At 70.4% G+C, this 20,251-nt stretch carries 13 protein-coding genes; 9 read left to right on the top strand and 4 right to left on the bottom strand.

Annotated elements, in window-relative coordinates:
* Positions 1-7: 7 nt before the first annotated feature.
* Positions 8-3,556 (top strand): DUF4132 domain-containing protein, encoded by a 3,549-nt coding sequence (locus tag J5X75_RS18700; RefSeq protein WP_208468681.1) that lies wholly within the window; start codon positions 8-10, stop codon positions 3,554-3,556.
* A gap of 208 nt (positions 3,557-3,764) precedes the next feature.
* Here the strand turns inward: J5X75_RS18700 and J5X75_RS18695 are convergent, their stop codons facing one another.
* The 3 genes from J5X75_RS18695 to J5X75_RS18685 form a co-directional block, all read right to left on the bottom strand.
* Positions 3,765-4,589 carry a biliverdin-producing heme oxygenase gene (locus J5X75_RS18695; RefSeq protein WP_208468680.1) on the bottom strand — a complete coding sequence of 275 codons (825 nt, stop codon included), beginning with the start codon at positions 4,587-4,589 and terminating at the stop codon, positions 3,765-3,767.
* Positions 4,590-5,156: 567 nt separating this feature from the next.
* The gene (locus J5X75_RS46015) at positions 5,157-7,442 is read right to left on the bottom strand and encodes a DEAD/DEAH box helicase family protein (RefSeq protein WP_208468679.1); all 2,286 of its coding nucleotides are present in this window, start codon (positions 7,440-7,442) and stop codon (positions 5,157-5,159) included.
* Between the two features lie 3 nt (positions 7,443-7,445).
* On the bottom strand, positions 7,446-9,311 hold the full coding sequence (locus tag J5X75_RS18685; RefSeq protein WP_307798144.1) for a site-specific DNA-methyltransferase: 1,866 nt from the start codon (positions 9,309-9,311) through the stop codon (positions 7,446-7,448).
* 159 nt (positions 9,312-9,470) lie between these two features.
* On the opposite strand from J5X75_RS18685, the gene J5X75_RS18680 reads away from it, so the two are divergent.
* Positions 9,471-10,847, top strand: coding sequence for a hypothetical protein (locus J5X75_RS18680; protein ID WP_208468678.1), 1,377 nt, complete (start codon positions 9,471-9,473; stop codon positions 10,845-10,847).
* Between the two features lie 21 nt (positions 10,848-10,868).
* On the opposite strand, the gene J5X75_RS18675 is transcribed toward J5X75_RS18680, so the two are convergent.
* Complete coding sequence (locus J5X75_RS18675) at positions 10,869-11,417, bottom strand: hypothetical protein (protein ID WP_208468677.1); 549 nt, start codon at positions 11,415-11,417, stop codon at positions 10,869-10,871.
* 207 nt (positions 11,418-11,624) lie between these two features.
* Between J5X75_RS18675 and J5X75_RS18670 the strand changes: the two genes are divergently transcribed.
* The 7 genes from J5X75_RS18670 to J5X75_RS18640 all read left to right on the top strand — a co-directional run bounded on the left by J5X75_RS18670 (position 11,625) and on the right by J5X75_RS18640 (position 20,236).
* Complete coding sequence (locus J5X75_RS18670; RefSeq protein ID WP_204297708.1) at positions 11,625-11,945, top strand: hypothetical protein; 321 nt, start codon at positions 11,625-11,627, stop codon at positions 11,943-11,945.
* A 50-nt stretch (positions 11,946-11,995) separates the two neighbouring features.
* Positions 11,996-12,259: a hypothetical protein gene (locus J5X75_RS18665; RefSeq protein WP_208468676.1), complete on the top strand. Its 264-nt coding sequence runs from the start codon at positions 11,996-11,998 to the stop codon at positions 12,257-12,259.
* Between the two features lie 31 nt (positions 12,260-12,290).
* Positions 12,291-14,441: an AAA family ATPase gene (locus J5X75_RS18660; RefSeq protein WP_307798153.1), complete on the top strand. Its 2,151-nt coding sequence runs from the start codon at positions 12,291-12,293 to the stop codon at positions 14,439-14,441.
* Positions 14,434-15,102, top strand: coding sequence for a hypothetical protein (locus J5X75_RS18655; protein WP_208468674.1), 669 nt, complete (start codon positions 14,434-14,436; stop codon positions 15,100-15,102). The genes J5X75_RS18660 and J5X75_RS18655 overlap by 8 nt, the downstream gene beginning before the upstream one ends.
* Positions 15,099-15,446 (top strand): hypothetical protein, encoded by a 348-nt coding sequence (locus tag J5X75_RS18650; protein ID WP_208468673.1) that lies wholly within the window; start codon positions 15,099-15,101, stop codon positions 15,444-15,446. Before J5X75_RS18655 ends, J5X75_RS18650 begins: the two co-directional genes overlap by 4 nt.
* A gap of 201 nt (positions 15,447-15,647) precedes the next feature.
* On the top strand, positions 15,648-17,282 hold the full coding sequence (locus J5X75_RS18645; protein WP_208468672.1) for an Eco57I restriction-modification methylase domain-containing protein: 1,635 nt from the start codon (positions 15,648-15,650) through the stop codon (positions 17,280-17,282).
* 14 nt (positions 17,283-17,296) lie between these two features.
* Positions 17,297-20,236 carry an Eco57I restriction-modification methylase domain-containing protein gene (locus tag J5X75_RS18640; RefSeq protein WP_208468671.1) on the top strand — a complete coding sequence of 980 codons (2,940 nt, stop codon included), beginning with the start codon at positions 17,297-17,299 and terminating at the stop codon, positions 20,234-20,236.
* Positions 20,237-20,251 lie beyond the last annotated feature (15 nt).

Raw genomic sequence — 20,251 nt, 5'->3', positions numbered from 1 at the left:
TCGCGCCATGCGGAGCTTCGAGTTCGTCGCGGGCACGTCGGCGAAATTCTGGGAGATCGACCGGGACGGCTGCGACGTCACCGTCCGATTCGGACGCGTCGGCACAGCGGGCCAGACCAGCGTCAAGACACTGGCCGACGAGTCGGCCGCGGCGGCCCACGAGACCCGGCTGATCAACGAGAAGCTCGCCAAGGGTTATGTGGAGGCGAGCCCGGCCGTCGTCTCCGAGGACGCGTTCGTCTTCCCATCGAGCTGGTATCGATACCGTTCCGCCCGCCGGGGCAGCGCGGGAGTGACCCGGTTCGTGCCGTCACCGAAGGCGCGTGCCGCGGTGGACGGCGACACCGCCCGCTCCCAGGACCGCATCCGGCAGTTCCTGTCCTCGCCGAGCACCCCGGACCCGATCAAGATCGAAACGCGGGCCTGGCTGGACGGTTCGCCGGAGGCCACCCCGCTCGGCGCGGCCGGCGTCCCGGCGATCAACCAGCTGAGCCGCTGGGATTCCACCGACTGGGCGCACCTCTACGCCGACGTGTGGATCGCCGAGCACGGGCTGCGCTTCGCCGCCGAGGCCGCGATCAACCTGATGGCACTGACGATCAAGGACGCCTTCGTGCCACGGGGAGCAGCGAACACCGACAAGATCGGTGTGTGCTTCAAGGACCCCGGCGATGTCAGCCACACCGGGGTGGCCGACGCGCCGATGCTGATCCTGCTCCGCGTCCGGCATGCCCTCGCCGGCGCCTCCGAGCAGGAGTTCGCCGAGGTCAAAGCCGCGGTCGAGCCGTTCCGGCAGAAGCACGCCTACGCCCGGACGGCGACCACCGTCCTGTTCCCGGACGAGCGCGCCTGGTTCCAGGAGGACGCGGCGGCCGCCGTCGCCGCCTTCGACGCCTACCTCGCGGCCCTGCTGCTCACCGCCGCGAGCACCCCGGACGACGTGGCGACGCTGCTTCCGCAAGCGGCCGATTACACGATGACCAGCACGTTGCACATGCTCTCCACCCTGGTCGACGGGGTCGGCCCGGCCGCCGCGCCGGCCCTGTTCCATTGGTTCGACAACGGCTACACCGACGCCGAGACGCGCCGCCGCCTGCTGTCGGTGCTGGCCGTCCTCCCCGGTGACGAGGTCACCCGGGGGCTGATCGAGCGGGTCGACACGAAATACGTGGCGCCGGCCCTGGTGGAGCACGCCGATCGCCGTCCGGCACGGGCGCTGCGGCTGCTCGCCGAGGCCGCCGGCAAGCGCGAGGTCGCCGACCTGCTCCGCGCCCACGTGCTGAAACACCGCGACCTCGCGGCCGGGATCGCGACGGAGCTGAGCCCCGACGCGGCCGGCCGCATCGAGCTGATCCTCGCCGAGGAGGCCGCCGCCGTCCCACCCGCGCCGCTCTCCGCCGTCCCACCGGTGCTCGCCGACCCGCCGTGGAAACGCGCCACGAAACCCGTCAAGCCGGTCGTCGTCACCGGCCTGACCTGTGACGACCCGGCTGCCCTCGACTGGCCGGAGGGCGAGCACGAGCGGTGGGCCAAAACCCAGATCCATCGGTACGGCGGGGACCGCGAGTGGGAGAGCTACGCGAGCCAGGTCAGCACCACCCACCTGAGCGCCCGTGAGGCGGCCCTGCTGTTCCTCGACGCGCCGGAGGAGACCGCCCGGCAGGCGATGGCCGCGTGGGACCCGAGCGACACCTGGTCCGCCGGGACGTACATGCGTCCCGTCGCCGCCCGCTTCGGGCTCGACACGCTGCCGCTGCTGCTGCGGCTGGCCCGGCGGGCGCCGACCGAGATGGCGTCGCTGATGCCACCGTTCCGCGACCCGGCGATCGCCGTCCTGGCGGCGGACTGGCTGGCCCGGCTCAAGAGCGTCCGAGCGGACGCGCTGGAGTGGCTGCTACGGCACCCGTCCACGGCCGCCCGCGCGCTGATCCCGCCGGCTCTCGGCAAAGCCGGCAAGGCCCGCCAGCAGGCCGAGAACGCGCTGCTCACCCTGCACACCCACGGCCACTCCGAGGCGGTGCGCACGGCCGCCGGAGGCTATGGCACGGAGGCCGCCGCCGCGATCGAGACACTGCTCGCCACCGATCCGCTCAGCCTCGTCACCACCAAGGTCCCGGCGGCCCCGGCCTGGGCGGACCCGAATCTCCTCCACCCGGTGCTGCTGCGCGACGGCGCCGGATCGCTGCCCGGCGAGGCGGTCACCAACCTGGTCACCGTCCTGGCGATGTCCCGCCTCGACACGCCGTACCCGGCGGTCGACCGGGTCCGGGCGGCCTGCGAGCCGGAGAGCCTGGCCGCGTTCGCGTGGAGCCTCTTCGAGCGGTGGCAGGCGTCCGGTGCCCTCTCGAAGGAGAACTGGGTGCTCGACGCGCTCGGCCTGCTCGGTGACGACGAGACGGTCCGCCGGCTCGCACCGCTGATCCTGGCCTGGCCCGGCGACGGTGGGCACGCCAAGGCGGTCACCGGCCTCCAGGTGCTCGCCGGCATCGGCAGCGACGTGGCCCTCATGCACCTGCACGGCATCGCGCAGCGCGCCAAGTTCACCGGCCTCAAGAACGCCGCCCGGCAGAAGATGGACGAGGTCGCCGCCGGGCTGGGGCTCACCGCCGAACAGCTGGCCGACCGGCTCGTGCCCGACCTCGGGCTGGACGCGGACGGCAGCCTGCGCCTCGACTACGGTTCCCGGCAGTTCACGGTGGGCTTCGACGAGCAGTTGCGGCCGTTCGTGACGGACGCCGACGGCAAGCGGCTCAAAGCCCTGCCCAAGCCCGGGGCGCGCGACGACGCGGAGCTGGCGCCGGCCGCCTACAAGCGGTTCGCCGCGCTGAAGAAGGACGTCCGGACGATCGCGGCCGACCAGGTCCGCCGACTGGAACGGGCCATGGTCACGAACCGGCGGTGGAGCGCGGCCGACTTCCGGCGGCTCTTCATCGATCACCCGCTGATCTGGCACATCGTCCGCCGCCTGGTGTGGGTGACGTTCGACGCCGACGGGGCGCCGACCGGATCGTTCCGGGTCGCCGAGGACCGCTCCCTCTCCACCGTGGACGACGAGGCGACCACGCCGCCCGACGACGCCGTGATCGGGCTGGCGCATCCGCTGCACCTCGGCGACGCCGTGGCGGCCTGGGGCGAGGTGTTCGCCGACTACGAGATCCTCCAACCGTTCCCGCAGCTGGCGCGGCCGGTCCACACCCTCACCGACCAGGAGCGCACCGGCACTCGGCTGGCCCGGTTCGAACGCCTCAAGGTCCCGACCACGAAGGTGCTCGGGCTGGAACGCCGCGGCTGGCGCCGGGAGGCCCCACAGGACGCGGGTGTGCAGGGCGCCATCGAGTTCGTCGTCGCGCCCGGCCTGGAGATGGTCGTCGAGCTGAATCCGGGCATCGCGATCGGCGCGCTCGACGTCTTCCCGGACCAGGAACTGGAGCACGTCTACCTGCACGACGGCACGTCGAACCGGTGGCGCGACGAAGGCCGCCTCACCCTCGACCGCCTCGACCCGGTCGTCGCCTCCGAGATCCTCCGCGACCTGGAGGAGTTGACAAGGCCGTAGCGACGATCGGAGCTCGCCCCGGCCCCGCCGGGCCGTAGAGGACGGCCGGGCGGCCAAGACCAGGCCCGGCGGTAGAGGAGTTGACCAGGCCGTAGCGACGATCGGTGCGAGCCACTGCCCAGCCGGGCCGTTGCGGACGGCTGGGCCGGGCGGTGGAGGCCAGGCCCAGCGGTAAAGGCCGGGCCTGGCGGTGGAGGGTGGGCCGGGGTCAGGCGGCGGGGGCCAGGTCGTCCTCCGGGCTCTCCGGGTAGTGGGCGCCCAGCTCGACGAAGATGTCGGCGTTGCAGCGGAAGGCGAGCTGGGCCTCGGCCACCATGACCCCGGCCTGGTCCTCGGTCAGGTCCAGGGCGTCGAGCCGGGCCCGGTAGGCGAGCTTGTAGGCGCGCGGGTCGGGGATCCGCTCGAAGCGGTAGAACGACGTGCCCGCCTCGCCCAGGCCGTAGAGGTTGGCCAGGGTGCGGCCGATCATCTGGCCACCGCTGAGGTCGCCCAGGTAGCGGACGTAGTGGTGGGCGATGAAGTGGGTGGGCGAGGTGGCCGCGTGCTCACGGAGGCGTTCGGCGTAGCGGCGGGTGGAGTCGAGGACGGTGATGGCCGATTCCCAGTCCGGGCCGTAGAGGTGGGCCAGGTCCGCTTCCAGGGAAGGCACCCGGGTCAGCGCGGGATCGGCGAAACCCGCGACCAGCTCGGCGACCGAACCGGCGCCCGCGCGATCGGCAGCGGCACCCGAGCGGTCGACAGCGGCGCCCGCGCGATCGGAAACGGTGCCCGAGCGGTCGCTAGCGGCGCCCGCGTGATCGGAAACGGCATCCGCGCGATCGGCGGCGGGGCCGGATGACGAACCGGTCAGGGACCGCATGTGGGCGGCGGCGGCTTCCAACTCGCGATAGATGATCAGGTACTGGGCGGTCAACGCGGCGTACCCGGTCATCGGCACCGAGCCGGCCAGCAGGCGGGAGATGAAGCTGCGGGTCTCGGCTTCACGGTGCTCGACCATGGTGGCGCGGCGGAGGCGGGTGGAGAAGTCGGTCATCTCGGCTTGTCCTTCCTGATCATCGAACACTGCGGCGCGGCGGAAGCATGGGGTCGCGACACGACTTCGATGTCGTCTCGATCATCCTCATTGAGAGGCGGCGGGGTCCAGACCTGATGAGCCGGTCTTCAGGCGCTTGCGGGACCTCCCTCGGCGGACAAACCGGAATTCAAGGCACAAGGCGCCAGCCACGCCAGCAGGGTCACCCGGTCCACAGCCAGGTCCAGGCGGCATGAGCCAGGCCGGGCAGCATGAGCCGAGACAGGCGGCATGAGCCGAGACAGGCGGGGTTCGTCGGATTGAGACGGCGGTCGGGACGCCCGGAGGACCGGGTTGCTCCTTACGATGGGGCGGGCCGGCCGGGGGTTGTTGCGGAATCCCCGGCCGGTTCCTCACACATGAAGCCGGGCGGGACGTCTCGGAGTAAGCACCGCGCTTTCGTACTCGGATCGGGCTTCGCGCCGTGGCCGCCGGACCGTCTCGGAGTGAGCACCGCGCTGTCGTACTCGGATCGGGCTTTGTGTCTTGGCTGCCGGAGCGCCTTGCGAGGTGTTCGCCGGGAGCCGCTCAGCGACGTGCGCCCGCACCGGGTCGAGGTGTTCGGCCGTCTGCGGACCGGGACACCGCTGATGGCGCCGCGACGCGGAACGGGACGTCGAGTGCGGCGAAGAACCGCTTGGCGCACTCGATCCGGGCCGGGTCGGTGTCGCCGCCGGCCGCGATCACCAGGCAGTCGTCGTCGAGGGCCACCAGCCAGCCGGGGTGGTAGTCGCCGAGTGGAGTGGGGATCGTGTAGTCGCCGGGCAGCCGGGCGTAGACGGCGACGTCCTCGCGGGTCTCCAGCTCGTGGACCAGGGCGAGGTCGGTGGTGGCGTGGTCGTAGATGTTCTTGGCCAGTCTCGGGCCGGCGTGGGCGAGGTCGATCCGGGGCCGGATGTCGGTGAAGATCTCACGGCGGCCGGGGAGGACGTCGTAAGCAAGCCCTCGCAGCAGCAATACCGACATTTCCTGGCTTATCAGGGTCGCGGCGGCGTCCGCGAAGCCGGCGGGGTCGTCACGGTACCGGCCGAAGGTCTCCGCGCGGACTCCGGCGAGGACGGCCCCGGCCGTCCGCCGCGTGATCCCGGTTCGACCGGCGAGATCACCCAGCAGATCCCGCGGTTCGTTCTGAATCGGGTACATCCGCGTTTCCCGATCAGCTCGCACCTCGATCCGCCGTGGATCGACACGAAGCGAAGTGTCGAGCGCGGCGACACAACGGGCGATCAACTCGTCGGAGCCGAAATCGACCCGGTAGACGGCCCGGCGACTGATCCGCTCCACCGCCGCCCGGAACTCCGGCCGGTGGAAGTTGGCGTTGCGCGTGAGCCGGGTGAGGCGACGGCCGTCGGCCACGGTCCCGAACCCGGACTCCTTCTGCAATCCGGCCACGAACGACGCGTACGACTCGTCGGTCACCACGGTCAGCTCGTTGATCTCGTGCACGACGGCCGGATCGTCCATCCGTTCGCCGTTGCGGTCCACCGCGAGCCGCAGCCCCCGGCCCACCTCCTGCCGCCGGGACACGATGTTGTCGCTGCTCTTGAGCATGCCCATGACGAAGACGTTGGGGTTGTCCCACCCTTCGCGCAGTGCGGAGTGAGAGAAGATGAACCGGACCGGCTCCTCCGGCGACAGCAGCCGCTCCCGATCCCGAAGAATCAGGCTATATGCGTCTATGTCGGTGGAGGTCGGGTCGACCCATCGCCGGGTACGCCGGTCGATCGCGAAGTAGCCCTGATGGGTCCGCTCCACCGGGATCGACGCCAGGTGGCGCCGGTAGTCGCCGTCCGGCTCGGCCGCGACCAGATCCTGATACTCGTCGACGAAGATCCGGGCGTACTCCCCCAGTTCGTCGTCGGCCGAGTAGTCCCGGTAGCGGCTGACCCGGTCGATGAAGAGCAACGACAGCACCTTGATCCCGCGCGCCCAGAGCTCCCGCTCCTTGTCCAGGTGGGCCCGGATCACCTCACGGATCTGCACCCGCCGGATCGCGGTGACCGGCGCCGACGACGGCGACTCCAGGCCGATCACGGTGATCTTCTTGACCAGCCTTTCCCGGTACGCCGCCCGCGCGTCGAGCCGGTGCACCAGATCGTGGAGGACCCGGTGGGTGGCCGAGTACCGCAGCACCATCAGGGGGTCGAACCGGCTCAGTGACGCGAGCGACCGCGCCGACCCGATCCGCTGCGGCTCGTCGATGATCACCACCGGTCGCGCCGCGCTGATCACGTCGATCGGCCGCCGGGAGCGGAACGCGTCGAGCTCGTCGTAGATGCGCCGGTTGTCCCGGGCCGCCGAGTTGAACGCCTGGACGTTGATGATCATCACCTGTACGCCGGCGCCGTCCCGGAACCGCTCCAGTTCGTGCAGCTCCGAGGAGTCGTACACGAAATGTCGCGGCCGCGTTCCGTACGCCTGCCGGAAGTGCTCGCCGGTGACCTCGAACGACCGGCGCACCCCCTCGCGGATCGCCACCCCGGGCACCACCACGATGAACTTCGCCCAGCCGTACCGCCGGTGCAGTTCCATGATCGTCTTGATGTAGACGTAGGTCTTGCCGGTGCCGGTCTCCATCTCGACGTCGAGGTTCGGGGTGCCGTCCGCGGCCGCGTCGCTGCGGGCCGGCGCCGTGGAGAGCGGCAGCCCGGCCCGCTTCTGCACGGCCCGGATGTTCTCCAGCAGCCGCTCCGGGGCCAGGCGCAGCGGCGCGTTGCGGTTACCCGGATCCCGTCGCGGCTGCCCGGCGAAGCAGTCCACCACGGCGGCCACCGCCTCGGTCTGGTACGCCTGCACCTTGAACTGGAGCCGCACCGCTCACAGGACCTTCACGTCGGTGGCCGGCGACACCGCGGCGAACACCTGGCCGGCGTTGATCCGGTCGGCGTCCCCGGCGAACGCCGAGTCCCGGAAGACCGCCCACCGCGGACGCCGCTCGGCGACCGCCCGGACCACCGCCGGGCTGACCGTGGCGGCGAAACAGGCGACCAGCTCACCGGCGACCAGGATCTCGCGCCCGTCGACCGTCGCCGCCGTGATCGGCGTGGCCGGGTCCAGGCCTTCGTCCAGCAGCACCTGGAGCAGCAGATCCTCCCCGGTGCGCCCGGGCCGGATACGGTCGGTGTGCGCGTCCAGGCCGGCCTGGTCGAGCGTGTCCGGTGGCACCCGCGCATCGGTGAGACCCGACGTGTCCCAGCGCAGCACCCGGAATCCGAGGTCGAGGTCCGTCCCGGGGTTCCGGGCGCGGATCTCGGCGGCCACGTTGCGGATCCGGGTCAGGCCGATCTCGAAGATGGACGCCAGCCCGGCCTCGGCGACCGGCAACGGTTCCGGGATCTGCACGCTGATGAAACGCCGGTTGCCGCCGTCCGCCAGGTTCTGTTCCAGGACGGCGTGCGCGGTGGTGCCGCTGCCGCTGAAGAAGTCGAGCACGATGTCGCCGTCGCCCGGGTCGCCGGCCAGCTGGAGGATGCGCCGGACCAGCTCGACCGGCTTGACCGAGTTGAGGACGTTCGCCGTGTTCTCGAACGGGACGTAGCGCAGCAGTGCCCGTTTGGCGTCCTGGGTGTGCCCGACCTCGTCGTACGGCCACAGCGTCTGCGGGGTCCGTCCGGCCGCCACCTCGGAGAGGAACCGCTTGACCGCGGGCACATTGTCGCCGTCCGCGCCCCACCAGATCCGTCCGTCCGCGTCCAGCTCGTCGAACCGCTGCCGGGAGATGCGCCAGTAGCTGCCCCGGGGCGGCCCGTCGATGACCCGGCCGGACGGGGTGGTGATCGGGTAGACGCCGGCGTCGTACCGGTTGCGGGCCGACATGTTCTCGGCCTTCCACGGTCCGCGCGGGTCGTCGTCGGGGTTGCGGTAGCGCGCCTCCATGGCCTCGGTGCGGGCCAGTGGCCGGGGCTGCCAGCGTTCCCGGTTCCGTGCGAAGACCAGGATGTAGTCGTGGTCCTCGGAGAACCAGCGGGCCGAGTTCTTCGGGGCGTACACCTTCTGCCAGATGATCTGCGCGACGAAGTTCTGCTCGCCGAAGATCTCCGTACCGATCTTCTTGAGGTTGTCGATCTCGTGGTCGTCGATCGAGATGAAGATGACCCCGTCGTCGGCCAGCAGGTTGCGGGCCAGGGCCAGCCGCGGGTACATCATGGTCAGCCAGTTCGAGTGGAACCGCCCGCCCCACTCGGGATTGGCGACCAGCGGCACGCCACCCGCGCCGACCTGCCCGGATCCGGTCAGATAGCCGGCCCGGGTCTGCGAGAAGTCGTCGTCGTAGATGAAGTCGTTGCCGGTGTTGTAGGGCGGGTCGATGTAGATCAGCTTGATCCGCCCGAGGTACGGCTCCTGCAACAGCCGCAGCACGTCGAGGTTGTCGCCCTCGATGAACAGGTTGCCGGTGGTGTCGAAATCCACCGACTCGGAGCGGACGGGGCGCAATGTCCCGGATGCCGGTTCACGCGCCTCACGCTGCGCCCGCTGCTTGCCCGGCCACTCCAGCCGGTAGCGCTCCCGCTCACCCTCGACCACGTGGTCACCGAGCCGCCGCCGCAACTGATCGAAGTCGATGGCCCGGGTCGCTCGGCCGTCCGCGCCGACCACCTCGGTGACGACCATGGGAAACAGCTCGGCGAGCCGGTCGGCGTCGTGCGCCGCCGGGTCCACACTGTCGCGGCTCAGGCTGTCCACAGGACCCGGAGCCTACTCGCCCAAGCGGTAAAAACCGGACCTTACACCGCCATTTTTCGTACGCGGGGGACAAAGCCCATCAGGAGGGCGATTCCCCAGAGCATCGATACCGTTCCGTTCTATGCGATGATCTCCGGACTCTTCATTCGATTCACGGGTGTGAAGCGGACGCTGCCGAAGGGCAACTACGCCGTGCTGGCCCGGATCAGCACCGGCATCACCCACACGCTCGGCGGCCGGACCGTCAAGGTCTCCGGTGCCTCTAAGCTGACCATCGACGCCCGCCAGGGCCGGCTGGTGAACCTCGGTCTGAGCCCGGCCCCGTCCGGTCTGAGCCGAACCCAGGGCGCTCGTATCTGTGCCGAGGGCGCACCCTTCGGCGGGATCGAGCTCTACGTCAACGGCGCCGACTCGCTTTACGTCATCCCGAGCGCGTCGAAGTACCTCAGCTACGCGGCTCTCGGCTACTGGAACGGCTACGACGCGATCGGTGGCTACGCGGTCCTGCACCAGACCACCAAGGGCGTGCCGAGCACGACGGCCCGGGTGTTCAGCACCGCCAAGCTCGGCGCGGTCACGGTCGACTCGCGGCGCGGACCGTCCGCCGGAACCAGTGCCCAGGTCGACGCACAAGCGGTCGGCGGCGGCTGCGGTGACTACATGATGGCCAGTCTCGGCAGCAGCGACCGGCCGAGCACCTCGAAGCTCTACCTGAGCCCTGGCAAGTGGGACATCCGCACCTCCGGCTCCGGAACCGCCACCAACGGCGAGGGCAGGTACGTCAACCACTTCACCACGAACCGCACCATCGCGGCAGGGAAGGCGTACTTCGTCCGCTTCTTCGGCGCGGCCTGGGGCCCGGGCACCCGGCTGCCCGCCACCTATCAGGGCCGGATCGTCTACGAGCTCAACGACATGCTCCAGGACCCGAACTTCCCCGGCGTGGGCAGCACCTACGGCAGCGAGCGCACCGTCAAGGTGAAGGCCTCCCTCAAGCTCGGCGGCAAGACGCTCAAGACCTTCACCCCGACTTCGGACAGATCCGCGATCGACTTCCGGGTCAAGAAGGCCGGCTGGTACACGCTGACCAGCACCGGCACCCGTTACGAGCCGGGCTTCGTCTTCCCGGCCGGGATGCTGTCGACGGCGACCAGCGTCGTCTTCCGGTTCTACGCCAAGAAGAACACCAGTGGCCTGACCCAGACGATGGCCGTGCAGCACGTGCCGGCCGGCCTGAACGGCTACAACCAGGCCAAGCCGGGCAGCACCACGAACGTGGCGCTCCGGCTGAGCCGCTACCTGAAGTACGGCGACATGAAGAAGGGCGCGAACCCGAAGCTCAAGTCGCTGAGCACGAAGATCTCCACCGACGGCGGGCGGACCTGGCGTTCCGTCGGAGTTCGGAAGATCGGCGGGGTCTGGCACGCGATCGTCCCGAACCCGGCGTCCGGCGCGGTCTCGCTGCGCACCCGGGCCACCTACACCAACGGTGGGTACACCGAGGCGACCGTCTTCCGCGCGTACGCCATCGGTTGATCTTTCAAAGGCGGCCCGGTCTCACCGGCCGGGCCGCCCCACCACGATCCGGATCAGCGCTCCGATGGCGTAGCCGAGGAGCAGCACCCCGATGCCGGAGGCGGTCACCCGCGCCGGGGCCACCTCCGAGACCAGCCCGGCGATCAGGCCGGCCAGCCCGGCGAGGCAGACCGCGACACCCAGCACCCGCAGCGCGGGATCCTTCAGCACCGGCGCGAGCGGCAGGAAGTGCAGGCCGACGATCACGCCGACCAGCACCGGAATGTATTCCGACCGGTGGATGACGGCCAGCAGCACGGCGCCGAAGCCGGCCGCCGCCAGCTCTCCGGCGAAGATCACCAGATACCTGCGGTCGGTGCTCGTGTTCCGCTCCACCGGGCCCTCCCGGTGGGCCCGGAGCACCACCAGCGCGCCGATGCCGGCCACCAGGATCGAGGTCAGGCTGCCCACCACGAGGTAGGTGCCCAGGGGCGGCCGGCTGTCCGGCACGCTGAACCAGATCATCGCGAAGACGCCCAGGTAGAGCGCGGTCAGACCGGCCTGTCGCCGTTCGGCCAGCGATGCCGTCACAGTGGTTCCCCTTCACGGACCGGGACGGCCACCGGTCGGCGGCCCATGGCATCTTACGAACGGTGACGCCATCCGGTTCGCCCGTGGTTGATGTGGAGGATCGGCGCTCGTCCGAACGTCGATGATCGGCCACCCGTCCGGGTGTGAATTCCCGGTGATCTCGAAGTGGGACGTGAAAAGCCGGGAATCTGTCCGCCAGACGAGGGCATGGCGCAGTACTTCGATTTAGTCATCCGATGCCCGGCGTGTATCGCCGACGGGCGGGACGGCGGATTGCCCGGTTACTGGTATCACCATCAGTGCGGCGGTGGACTCCAGATCGGCGACGACGCCAACTACCAATGCAAGAGCTGCTATCAGCGCCACCATGTGCGCAATTGGCGGTATGCCTGCGAGCAGCACGAATCGGATTTCCGGGCGACCACCTCGGCCCACCTGGCCAATGCCGTGTCGACGGCCGGCCAGCTCACCAGCGTCGCCGGCCGCCGTTGGCTGATGACCTTCCTGGAAAACCTCGGCGACTGGTGATCACCTATCACCGCCTCTACTTCCGGTGCCCGGCATGCGTCGGCAGCGGCATGCGAAGCACCGTGGCCAGTTACTGGTACCACGACTGCGGCGGGCCTCTGGAGCTCGGCAGCAATGCGTGGATCCGCTGTGCGAGCTGCTGGGAGGCGGCCCATGTGTCGCATTGGCGCTATTCGTGCGGCAACCACAGCGGCGACTACCGCGCCACCAGTTCCGCGCTGTTCGCCAGCTCGATGAGCATGTCCGCCGCCCTCGTACAGGCCGGCGGCCGCCGCTGGCTGATGAGCGTGCTGACCAACCTCGCGGACTGGTGACGGCGATACCGAAAGGGGCAGTGCATTGCGAGTGGCCGAACCCGGCGTCGTCCTGACCGCCGTACCGGAGGAGCCGCGGCATCGCGGCATGCATCTCGCCGTGGTGGCGTCCGACGTCGCCCCGCGACTCGGTGTCTCCGACCGGCCCGACGACCGCGCACCCCGGTACGTCCGGCTGGTGAATCCGTCCACCGGAGCGGCCGGATACGCCCGCCTGCACACCGGCGAGCACCTCGCGCCGGGCATCGTGGCGGTGCAGGGATACATCCTCGACAACGCCGGCATCGTCGCCGGTGACAGCGTCCGGGTGGAGCGGTGGGATCCGGAACGGGATGCCCGGCCGGCGACCGAGGTGACGCTGGCCCGGGTCGCCGGTCTCCCGGCTGGGCGGGTGCAGGCCGGCGGGGTACGGGTACGCCTCACCGACTCCGGGCTCACCTTCCTGCCCGGCCACCGCTTCTCACTGCCGGCCGGCGGGGCGGACCTGACCTTCGAGGTGATCGCCGCCGACCCGCCCGGTGTGCCGGTCCGGTGCACCCCGGAGACCGTGCTGACCCTCCAGGACGCGATCGGCCCGGACACCGCCGACCGCACCACCGGCCGCCCGGAGGCCGGGGAGGACGTCTTCGCGGACATCGGCGGCCTGGACGCCGCGATCCGGCGCATCACCGAGCTGGTCATCTGGCCGGCGGAGCAGCCGGAGCTGTTCACCCGGCTCGGCATCGGCGCGGCCCGCGGCATCATCCTGCACGGCCCGCCGGGCACCGGTAAGACGCTGCTCGCCCGGGCCGTGGCCAAGCGGATGGGCGCGCACTTCTTCCTGATCAACGGCCCCGAGGTGATGTCCAAGTTCTACGGTGAGGCCGAGCGCCGACTGCGCGAGGTGTTCGCCGAGGCGGCCGAGAAGCAGCCGAGCGTGGTCTTCATCGACGAGCTGGACTCGATCGCGCCGTCCCGGGACCGGGTCTCCGGCGACCTGGAGGTCCGCCTGGTCAGCCAGCTGCTCACGCTGCTGGACGGGTTGCACGGCCGCGGCCAGGTAGTGGTCATCGGCGCCACGAACCGGCCGGCGGCGATCGACCCGGCCCTGCGCCGGCCGGGCCGCTTCGACCACGAGGTGGAGATCGCCGCACCGGATCAGGCCGGGCGCCGCGACATCCTGCGGGTGCACAGCCGTGGCACCCCGCTGGCCGCCGGCGTGGACCTCGACGACCTGGCCGAACGGACCGTCGGGTTCGTCGGCGCGGACCTGGCCAGCCTGGTGCAGGAGGCGGCGTTCGCGGCGGCCCGGCGCCTGATGCGCACCGGGCTGGACCCGGCGTCGTTGAGCCGCGCCGAGGTGGGCCCGGACGACTTCGCCGAAGGGCTGCGGACCGTGCAGCCGTCGGCGTTCCGTGAGCTGCGCCCGGCGCTCACCGGACCGGACTGGGACGATCTGACCGGTCTGGAGACGGCGAAACAGGCCCTGCTCCAGCTCGTCGACTGGCCACTCACCCGACGGGACCGGCTGGCCGGGCTGGGCGTGGCGCGGCCCGGCGCGCTGCTGCTCACCGGACCGCCGCTGGGCGGCAAGACCAGCCTGGTCGGTGCGCTGGCCCGGCGGATGTCGGCGACGCTGCTGCGCCTGCCGGCGATCGAGCTGCTCACCCCGTGGGCGGGCGAGGCCGAGCGGATGATCCGCGACACCTTCGTGAAGGCCCGGCAGACGTCGCCGAGCATCGTGCTCATCGACGACCTCGACCGGCTCACCGCCGGCGATCCCGACCTGGTCCGCCGCCTGCTCGCCCAGGTGGACAACGAGATGACCCAACTGACGTACGCCACCGCGGCCTCGGTGATCGTGACGGCCCGTACCGGGGGCCTGCCTCCGGCGGTCCGGCACGACCCGCTCTTCTCCGACGCCGTCGAGCTGGGCCTGCCGTCGGCCACCGAGATCCGTACGGTCGTGCAGCACCGCCTCGCCCCGTACCTGGACGGCGAGGTGACCGCCGACGAGCTGGCCGCCGAACTCCGCGACCGCTCGATCGGCGAGGCGCTGCGGGTCTGCGACGACGCGCTGACCGGCGCGCTGTGGGACGAACCGGATCACCCGGTCGTCCGCAAACGACACCTCATCACGGCTCTCGACCGTGCCACCCATACCCGTAACACCAGTCCGGAGGAGGACGAGCTCAGTGTCTGACATCCCCAACGGAGGTCGCCGTCAGGCCGTGCCACGGCAGACCATGGAATCGCCGAGGCAGGTGAACCTCCAGTTCCTCGACGACACCTGGGAGCGGCTGCTCAACGCGCTGGAGCGGCTGGAGCAGGTGAGCGAGGGCTACCGCAATCTGACCGCCACCCGGCTCGACCAGCACCCGGACCGGGACCGGATCACCGAATCGGAGCTGGACGTCCGTTGGGAGGTCCACCTCCAGATCAAGAGCCTGGAGCGGATCGTCAAGCCGGTCGTCGAGGACGCGCAGTGGATGACCGACGACTTCCTGCGCTGGTTCGGCGGCCGGGCCCGGCGGCCGCTCGCGGTCACCGACGAGTACGCCGTACCGGTCCTGCACTGCATCATGGACCACCCGTACGAGCTGCCGGATCTCGACGAGGTCGTGCCCACCGAGACCGACATCCTGGACGCCGCCGAGGCGCTCGGCCGTGGCCTGCACGAGTCCGACAAGATCGAGGAGCGGTTCCTCGCCGACTCCCGGCTGGAGGCCACCCGGCATCTGCACACCCGTGCCCGCAGCCGCAGCAGCGGTCTGGTCCGGCTCAGCGAACTCAACCGGAAGCTGGCCGTGCATCTGGCCTATCAGATCGACCACCCGCAGCCCGCGAAGGAGGAACCCCGATGAGCCAGTACGACACGCAGGTTCCGGAAGCCGAGTGGTTCAGCCTGGTGATGCGCTGCCCGGCCTGCCTGTCCGAGCGGAAGGAACCCGGCCCGGCGGCACAGTGGTTCCACGCCTCCGACGACGGTTTCGTGCAGGTGGGCAGCAGTGCCCAGTACCGGTGCACGAGCTGCCGGTGCGTCGAGCACGTGAAGAGCTGGCGGTACGCGTGCGAGGCGCACCAGACCGACTTCCGCCCCACCTCGTCCGCGCACCTGGCGAACGCGCTGTCCACCGCCGGGCAGATCACCAGCGTGGCCGGCCGGCAGTGGATGCAGCGGTTCCTGGAGAACCTGGGCGAGTGGTGAGAACGGCGAAGGAGCCGGTGCGGTCACGCCACCGGCTCCTTCGTGGTCGCGGGGTCAGGCGGGCTCGGCGTAGAGCCGGTCGTCGCCGCCCTCGCCGCTGCGGTGGTCGCCGAGAGGAAGGCCACCACTCGGGCGGGATCGCGGTCGGCACGCCTAGAATGTGCCGGCGCCCGAAGACTGATTGACCAGGGGAGATCCGCAGTGAAGCTGGCCAGTGAGGTCTCCGCCGACAAGCTGCGGGGCGGCTTCTACTCACCGGCCGGGCTCGTGCGGGTGTGCCTGGAGCGGGTCTCCGCGCTGGTGACCGGCACCGATGCCCTCCGGGTGCTGGAGCCCAGCGCCGGTGACGGGGCGTTCCTGCGCGGCATCGCCGGGCACCCGCTTCGCGAGCGGGTCGGTGATGTGGTGGCCGTCGAGATCCTGGAGCCGGAGGCGGCCGCGTGCCGGGACAGCGGCGCGGCCCTCGGCGAGAGCCTGCACGTGCACCACGGCAGCTTTCTGGACGACTACGTCCGGTTGGCGCCGTCCTTCGATGTGGTGGTGGGCAATCCGCCCTTCGTCCGCTTCCAGTTCGTCGACGCCGACGAGCGGCGCAAGGCGGAGGCGGTCGCCACGCACCTCGGCGTGACTCTCAAGGGCGTCTCCAACCTGTGGATCCCGATCCTGCTGAAGGCCATCTCCTGCCTGCGTGAGGGCGGGGTGTTCGCCTTCATCCTGCCCGCCGAGTTCCTCACCGGGATCTCCGCCTCGATGGTCCGGGACTGGCTGCTCACCCACACCACCGAGCTGCAGATCGACCTGTTCCCGCCGAACTCCTTCCCGGGGGTGCTCCAGGAGGTCGTGGTGCTCAGCGGGCGGCGGCGCGACGCCTCCGCCGAGACGGCGACCCTCAGCGTGTTCGACCACAGTGGAGATCGCCCGGCCTGGAGTCATCAGGTTCGGCCGGGCGCGCCCACGTGGACGAACTTCCTGCTGACTCCGGCCCAGGCGGACGCGTACACGGGCGCCTCGCAGTTGCCGGGCTGCATCGGCCTCGGCAGCGCGGTGCGGTTCAGCGTCGCCACGGTGACCGGCGCGAACGACTTCTTCTCGGTGGACGAGGCGACCGTGGAGAAGTACGAGCTGGCGCCCTGGGCCAGGCCGCTGCTGCCCCGCATCCGCAACGCGCCCGGCCTGGTCTTCACCCAGGAGGATCACGACCTGATCCGCAGCGGGGGCAGCAAGGGTCATCTCCTGGACTTCTCCTCCACCGCACCGGACCCGATGGAGGCGCCCGGCCCCACCGGCTACCTGGGCCTGGGCGAGGAGGATCTGCTGCACGAGCGGTACAAGTGCCGGATCCGTAGCCCGTGGTACCGGGTGCCCGTGGTCGCGCCCGCCGAGCTGCTGCTCTCCAAGCGCTCGCACCTGTTCCCCCGGGTCGTCCTCAACACCGTGTCGGCGATCACCACCGACACGATCTACCAGGGGCGGCTCACCACGGCGTACGCGCGGCGCGGCCCGGCGGTGGCGGCGTCGTTCCACAACTCGCTGACCATCCTGAGTGCCGAGATCGAGGGCCGCAGTTTCGGCGGCGGGGTGCTGGAGCTGGTGCCCAGCGAGGTGGCCCGGCTGCGGACCTTCGTGGCCGACGAGCTCGCCGACGAGCTGGAGCGGCTGGACGGCATCTCCCGGTCCACCGATCCGGACAAGGACAGCCTGCTGGTCGAGGAGACGGACCGGCGGCTGGCGAAGGTGGTGGACGGCCTGGACGACTCGGTTCTCGCCACTCTCGCGGACGCACGTCGTACGCTTCTCCAGCGCCGTCTTGACCGGAACCGGTCAGTCGCGATCTGAGCCCGGGAGGTCCGTTGACCGAGCTGCCCTCGGAGGCGCTGCGTTCCCTCGTCGACAGGTTCACCGTCGGCGAGCCCCAGTACGTGGCACCCCGGCAGAGGTATCTCGAATCCGACGCGCGCAGCGAGTTCATCGACCCGCTGTTGCGTGAGCTGGGCTGGGACGTGGAGAACCGGGCCGGCCTGGCGCCGTCCGTCAAGGACGTGGTCCGGGAGCAGAGCCGCCAGTCGGCCGCCGGCAAACCCGACTACACGCTGCGACGGAACGGGACCGGCGTCCTCTACGTCGAGGCGAAGAAGCCGTCGGTGGACATCACGACGGACATGGCGAGCGTCTTCCAGGCGCGGGCGTACGGCTACACGGCCGGCCACCCGATCGTGGTGCTGACCAACTTCCGTGATCTCTGCGTCTACGACACCACCGTGCCGGCCGGGAAGACCGACGGCCCGACCGTGTGCCGGCTGCACCACTGGCGTTACTCGGACTTCGTCGGCGACTGGGCCGCCATCGGTTCGGTTCTCGGCCGCGACGCGGTGCTGGACCCGAAGTGGTCGACCCGGTTCGGCGTCGCCGGCGTCCAGCGCGTCCCCGCGGACGAGGCGTTCGTGGACCAGCTGAACCGGTGGCGGGTCGCCCTCGGCGACGACATCGTCGGCCGCCGCCCGGACATCGCCGTCCCGCTGCTCAACGATCTGGTGCAGCGCCTGCTGAACCGGCTGATCTTCGTGCGCATGTGCGAGGACCGCGGCATAGAGGGTGCGGAGGTTCTGCGGAAGGCGTTCAGCGGGCCGCGGACCGATATCGTCCAGTTGTTCAGCAGGCTGGACAAGCGGTACAACACCGGTCTGTTCGAGTCGTCGTCGCCGGACCGGGATCCCGCCCTCCAGGTCGACAGTGGACTGCTGCGCGGCATCGTCGAGAACCTGTACGCGCCGTATTCACCGTTCAGTTTCGCGGTGCTGGACGCGAACTTCCTCGGCCTGGTCTACGAGGCGTCGCTGGCCGAGCACCTGACGATCGGCCGGACCGGCGCACCGCGCGTCGCGCTGAACAAGAAGCTGGAGTACGCGCGGCGCGAGGTGGTCACCACACCCGAGGACGTGGTCGCCACGGTCGTCCGGGACGCCGTCGCCGAGCTTGCGCCGGAGAACACCGAGCCGAAGGTGCTGGATTTCGCCACCGGTTCGGGCCGGTTCCTGCTGCACGCCTTCGACGTGCTGGCCGACCGGCACGCCCGGCGGCTGGCCGAGGCCCGTTCCACGCAGGTCTACAAGACCGGCGACGACGAGTGGCGACTGCGCTTCACCGAGAAGCGCCGGTTCCTCGCGGAGAACTTCTTCGGCATCGACGTCGACTACAACGCCGTCGAGGTGGCCCGGTTCGGGCTGCTCGTACGCCTGCTGGAGGACGAGTCGAGCGCCTCCCTCCCGCCCGGCGACCGGATACTGCCCGACCTGACGGCCAACATCGTGCACGGCAACACGCTGGTCCGGGAGCTGCCCGGCGCCTCCGAGGAGCAGCTGGCGCACACCCGGCCGCTCAACCTCGAGGATCACCGGCTGCCGGCCGGGTTCGACCTCGTCGTCGGCAACCCTCCGTACATGAAGACGGAGGAGATGCGCGCTTTCGATCTGCCCGAGTTCGATTACCTGCGGCGCAACTACCGCCTGCTGCACAAGCAGTTCGACAAGTACTTCGCCTTCGTCGAGTTCGGGCTGGACCGGCTGCGCCCGGGCGGCTGCCTGGGTGTGGTGATCCCGAACAAGTGGATGACCCTGGTGACCGGGGAGAAGCTGCGGGAACGCCTGCGTGACGACGTGCGCCCGGTCCGGCTGGCCAACTTCCGCAACACGCAGATCTTCCCGGGCAAGTCGATCTACGTGTGCGCCCTGGTCGCGCGGCGCGGCCACCGGGACGGCTTCACCTACAGCGAGCCGGGCTCGGTCGGGGAGTACGCGCGACCGGACCCGGAGGGTGTCCTGGTCACCGACGGCATGCTGCCGGCCGACCCGTGCGCCGCGTGGGTGCTGGCCGCGGACGACCGGGAGGCTCGTGTGCTGGCCGCGCTCCGGCGCCGGTCGATTCCGCTCGCCGAGCTGGCCGACGCCCGCAACGGCGTGCAGACCAGCCGGAACCGGGTGTACGTGCTGGACCGTCCGGTGGTCGAGAACGACCTGGTGAGTTTCGTCAAGAACGGGCGGACGTGGACGGTCGAGCTGGGCATCACCCGGCCGTACCTGGAGGACTCGCGTACCGTCCGGTCCTACCACGCGGTGCTGCCCGACGCGCGCATCATCTTCCCGTACCGCGGCCTCGACCTCATCCCGGTCGCGGAGATGCGGTCCGCGTACCCGTTGGCCTGGAAGTATCTGTCGGCGCAGAGCGAGAGCATGCGCGGGCGGAACATGGACGAGAGCACCCGGCAGCAGACCTTCTACGCGTACGGCCGCAAGCAGGCCACCGACTACTGCGCCCGGTCCCCGAAGATCATCTATTCGGTGAACCAGAAGGGCGACAAGTACGGGCTGGACGAGACCGGCGTCGTCTACTCCTCGGGCGGCACGGCCGGTGAGGTGGCCCTCTACCCGCGCGACACCGGCATCTCGCTGGACTTCCTCCTGGCGCTGCTCGATCAGGCGCCGGTCGAGTTCTTCCTGCGCAAGCGGGGCAGTCCGTTCCGCGGCGGCTACTTCGCCCGGGGCACGGATGTCATCCCCGACGTACCGGTCCCGGCCCTGGATCTGACGGACCAGGAGGATCGCGCCTTCCACGACTCGGTGACGGCCAAGATGGCCGATCTCCGGAAACTGCACCGGGATCTGGCCGACGTGGCCGACCGCGAGCGGACCGCGACTCTCGGGAAGATCGCCGCCGGCAAACGTGAGATGGATCAGTTGTTCTGGAAGCGATGGGGTCTGACCGAGGCGGACGTCCGTCCGCTGGGAGACCGGTGATCCGGTCTCCCAGCG

Source organism: Actinoplanes flavus, assembly GCF_017592555.1.
Lineage (GTDB): Bacteria > Actinomycetota > Actinomycetes > Mycobacteriales > Micromonosporaceae > Actinoplanes > Actinoplanes flavus.
This window is presented reverse-complemented; position numbering and strand designations above follow the sequence as displayed.

Excerpts from the sequence above, each read along its gene's own strand:
- J5X75_RS18700 (WP_208468681.1), top strand. The coding sequence starts at position 8 with ATGCGGAGCTTCGAGTTCGTCGCGGGCACGTCGGCGAAATTCTGGGAG.
- J5X75_RS18695 (WP_208468680.1), bottom strand. The coding sequence starts at position 4,589 with ATGACCGACTTCTCCACCCGCCTCCGCCGCGCCACCATGGTCGAGCAC.
- J5X75_RS18670 (WP_204297708.1), top strand. The coding sequence starts at position 11,625 with ATGGCGCAGTACTTCGATTTAGTCATCCGATGCCCGGCGTGTATCGCC.
- J5X75_RS18665 (WP_208468676.1), top strand. The coding sequence starts at position 11,996 with ATGCGAAGCACCGTGGCCAGTTACTGGTACCACGACTGCGGCGGGCCT.
- J5X75_RS18650 (WP_208468673.1), top strand. The coding sequence starts at position 15,099 with ATGAGCCAGTACGACACGCAGGTTCCGGAAGCCGAGTGGTTCAGCCTG.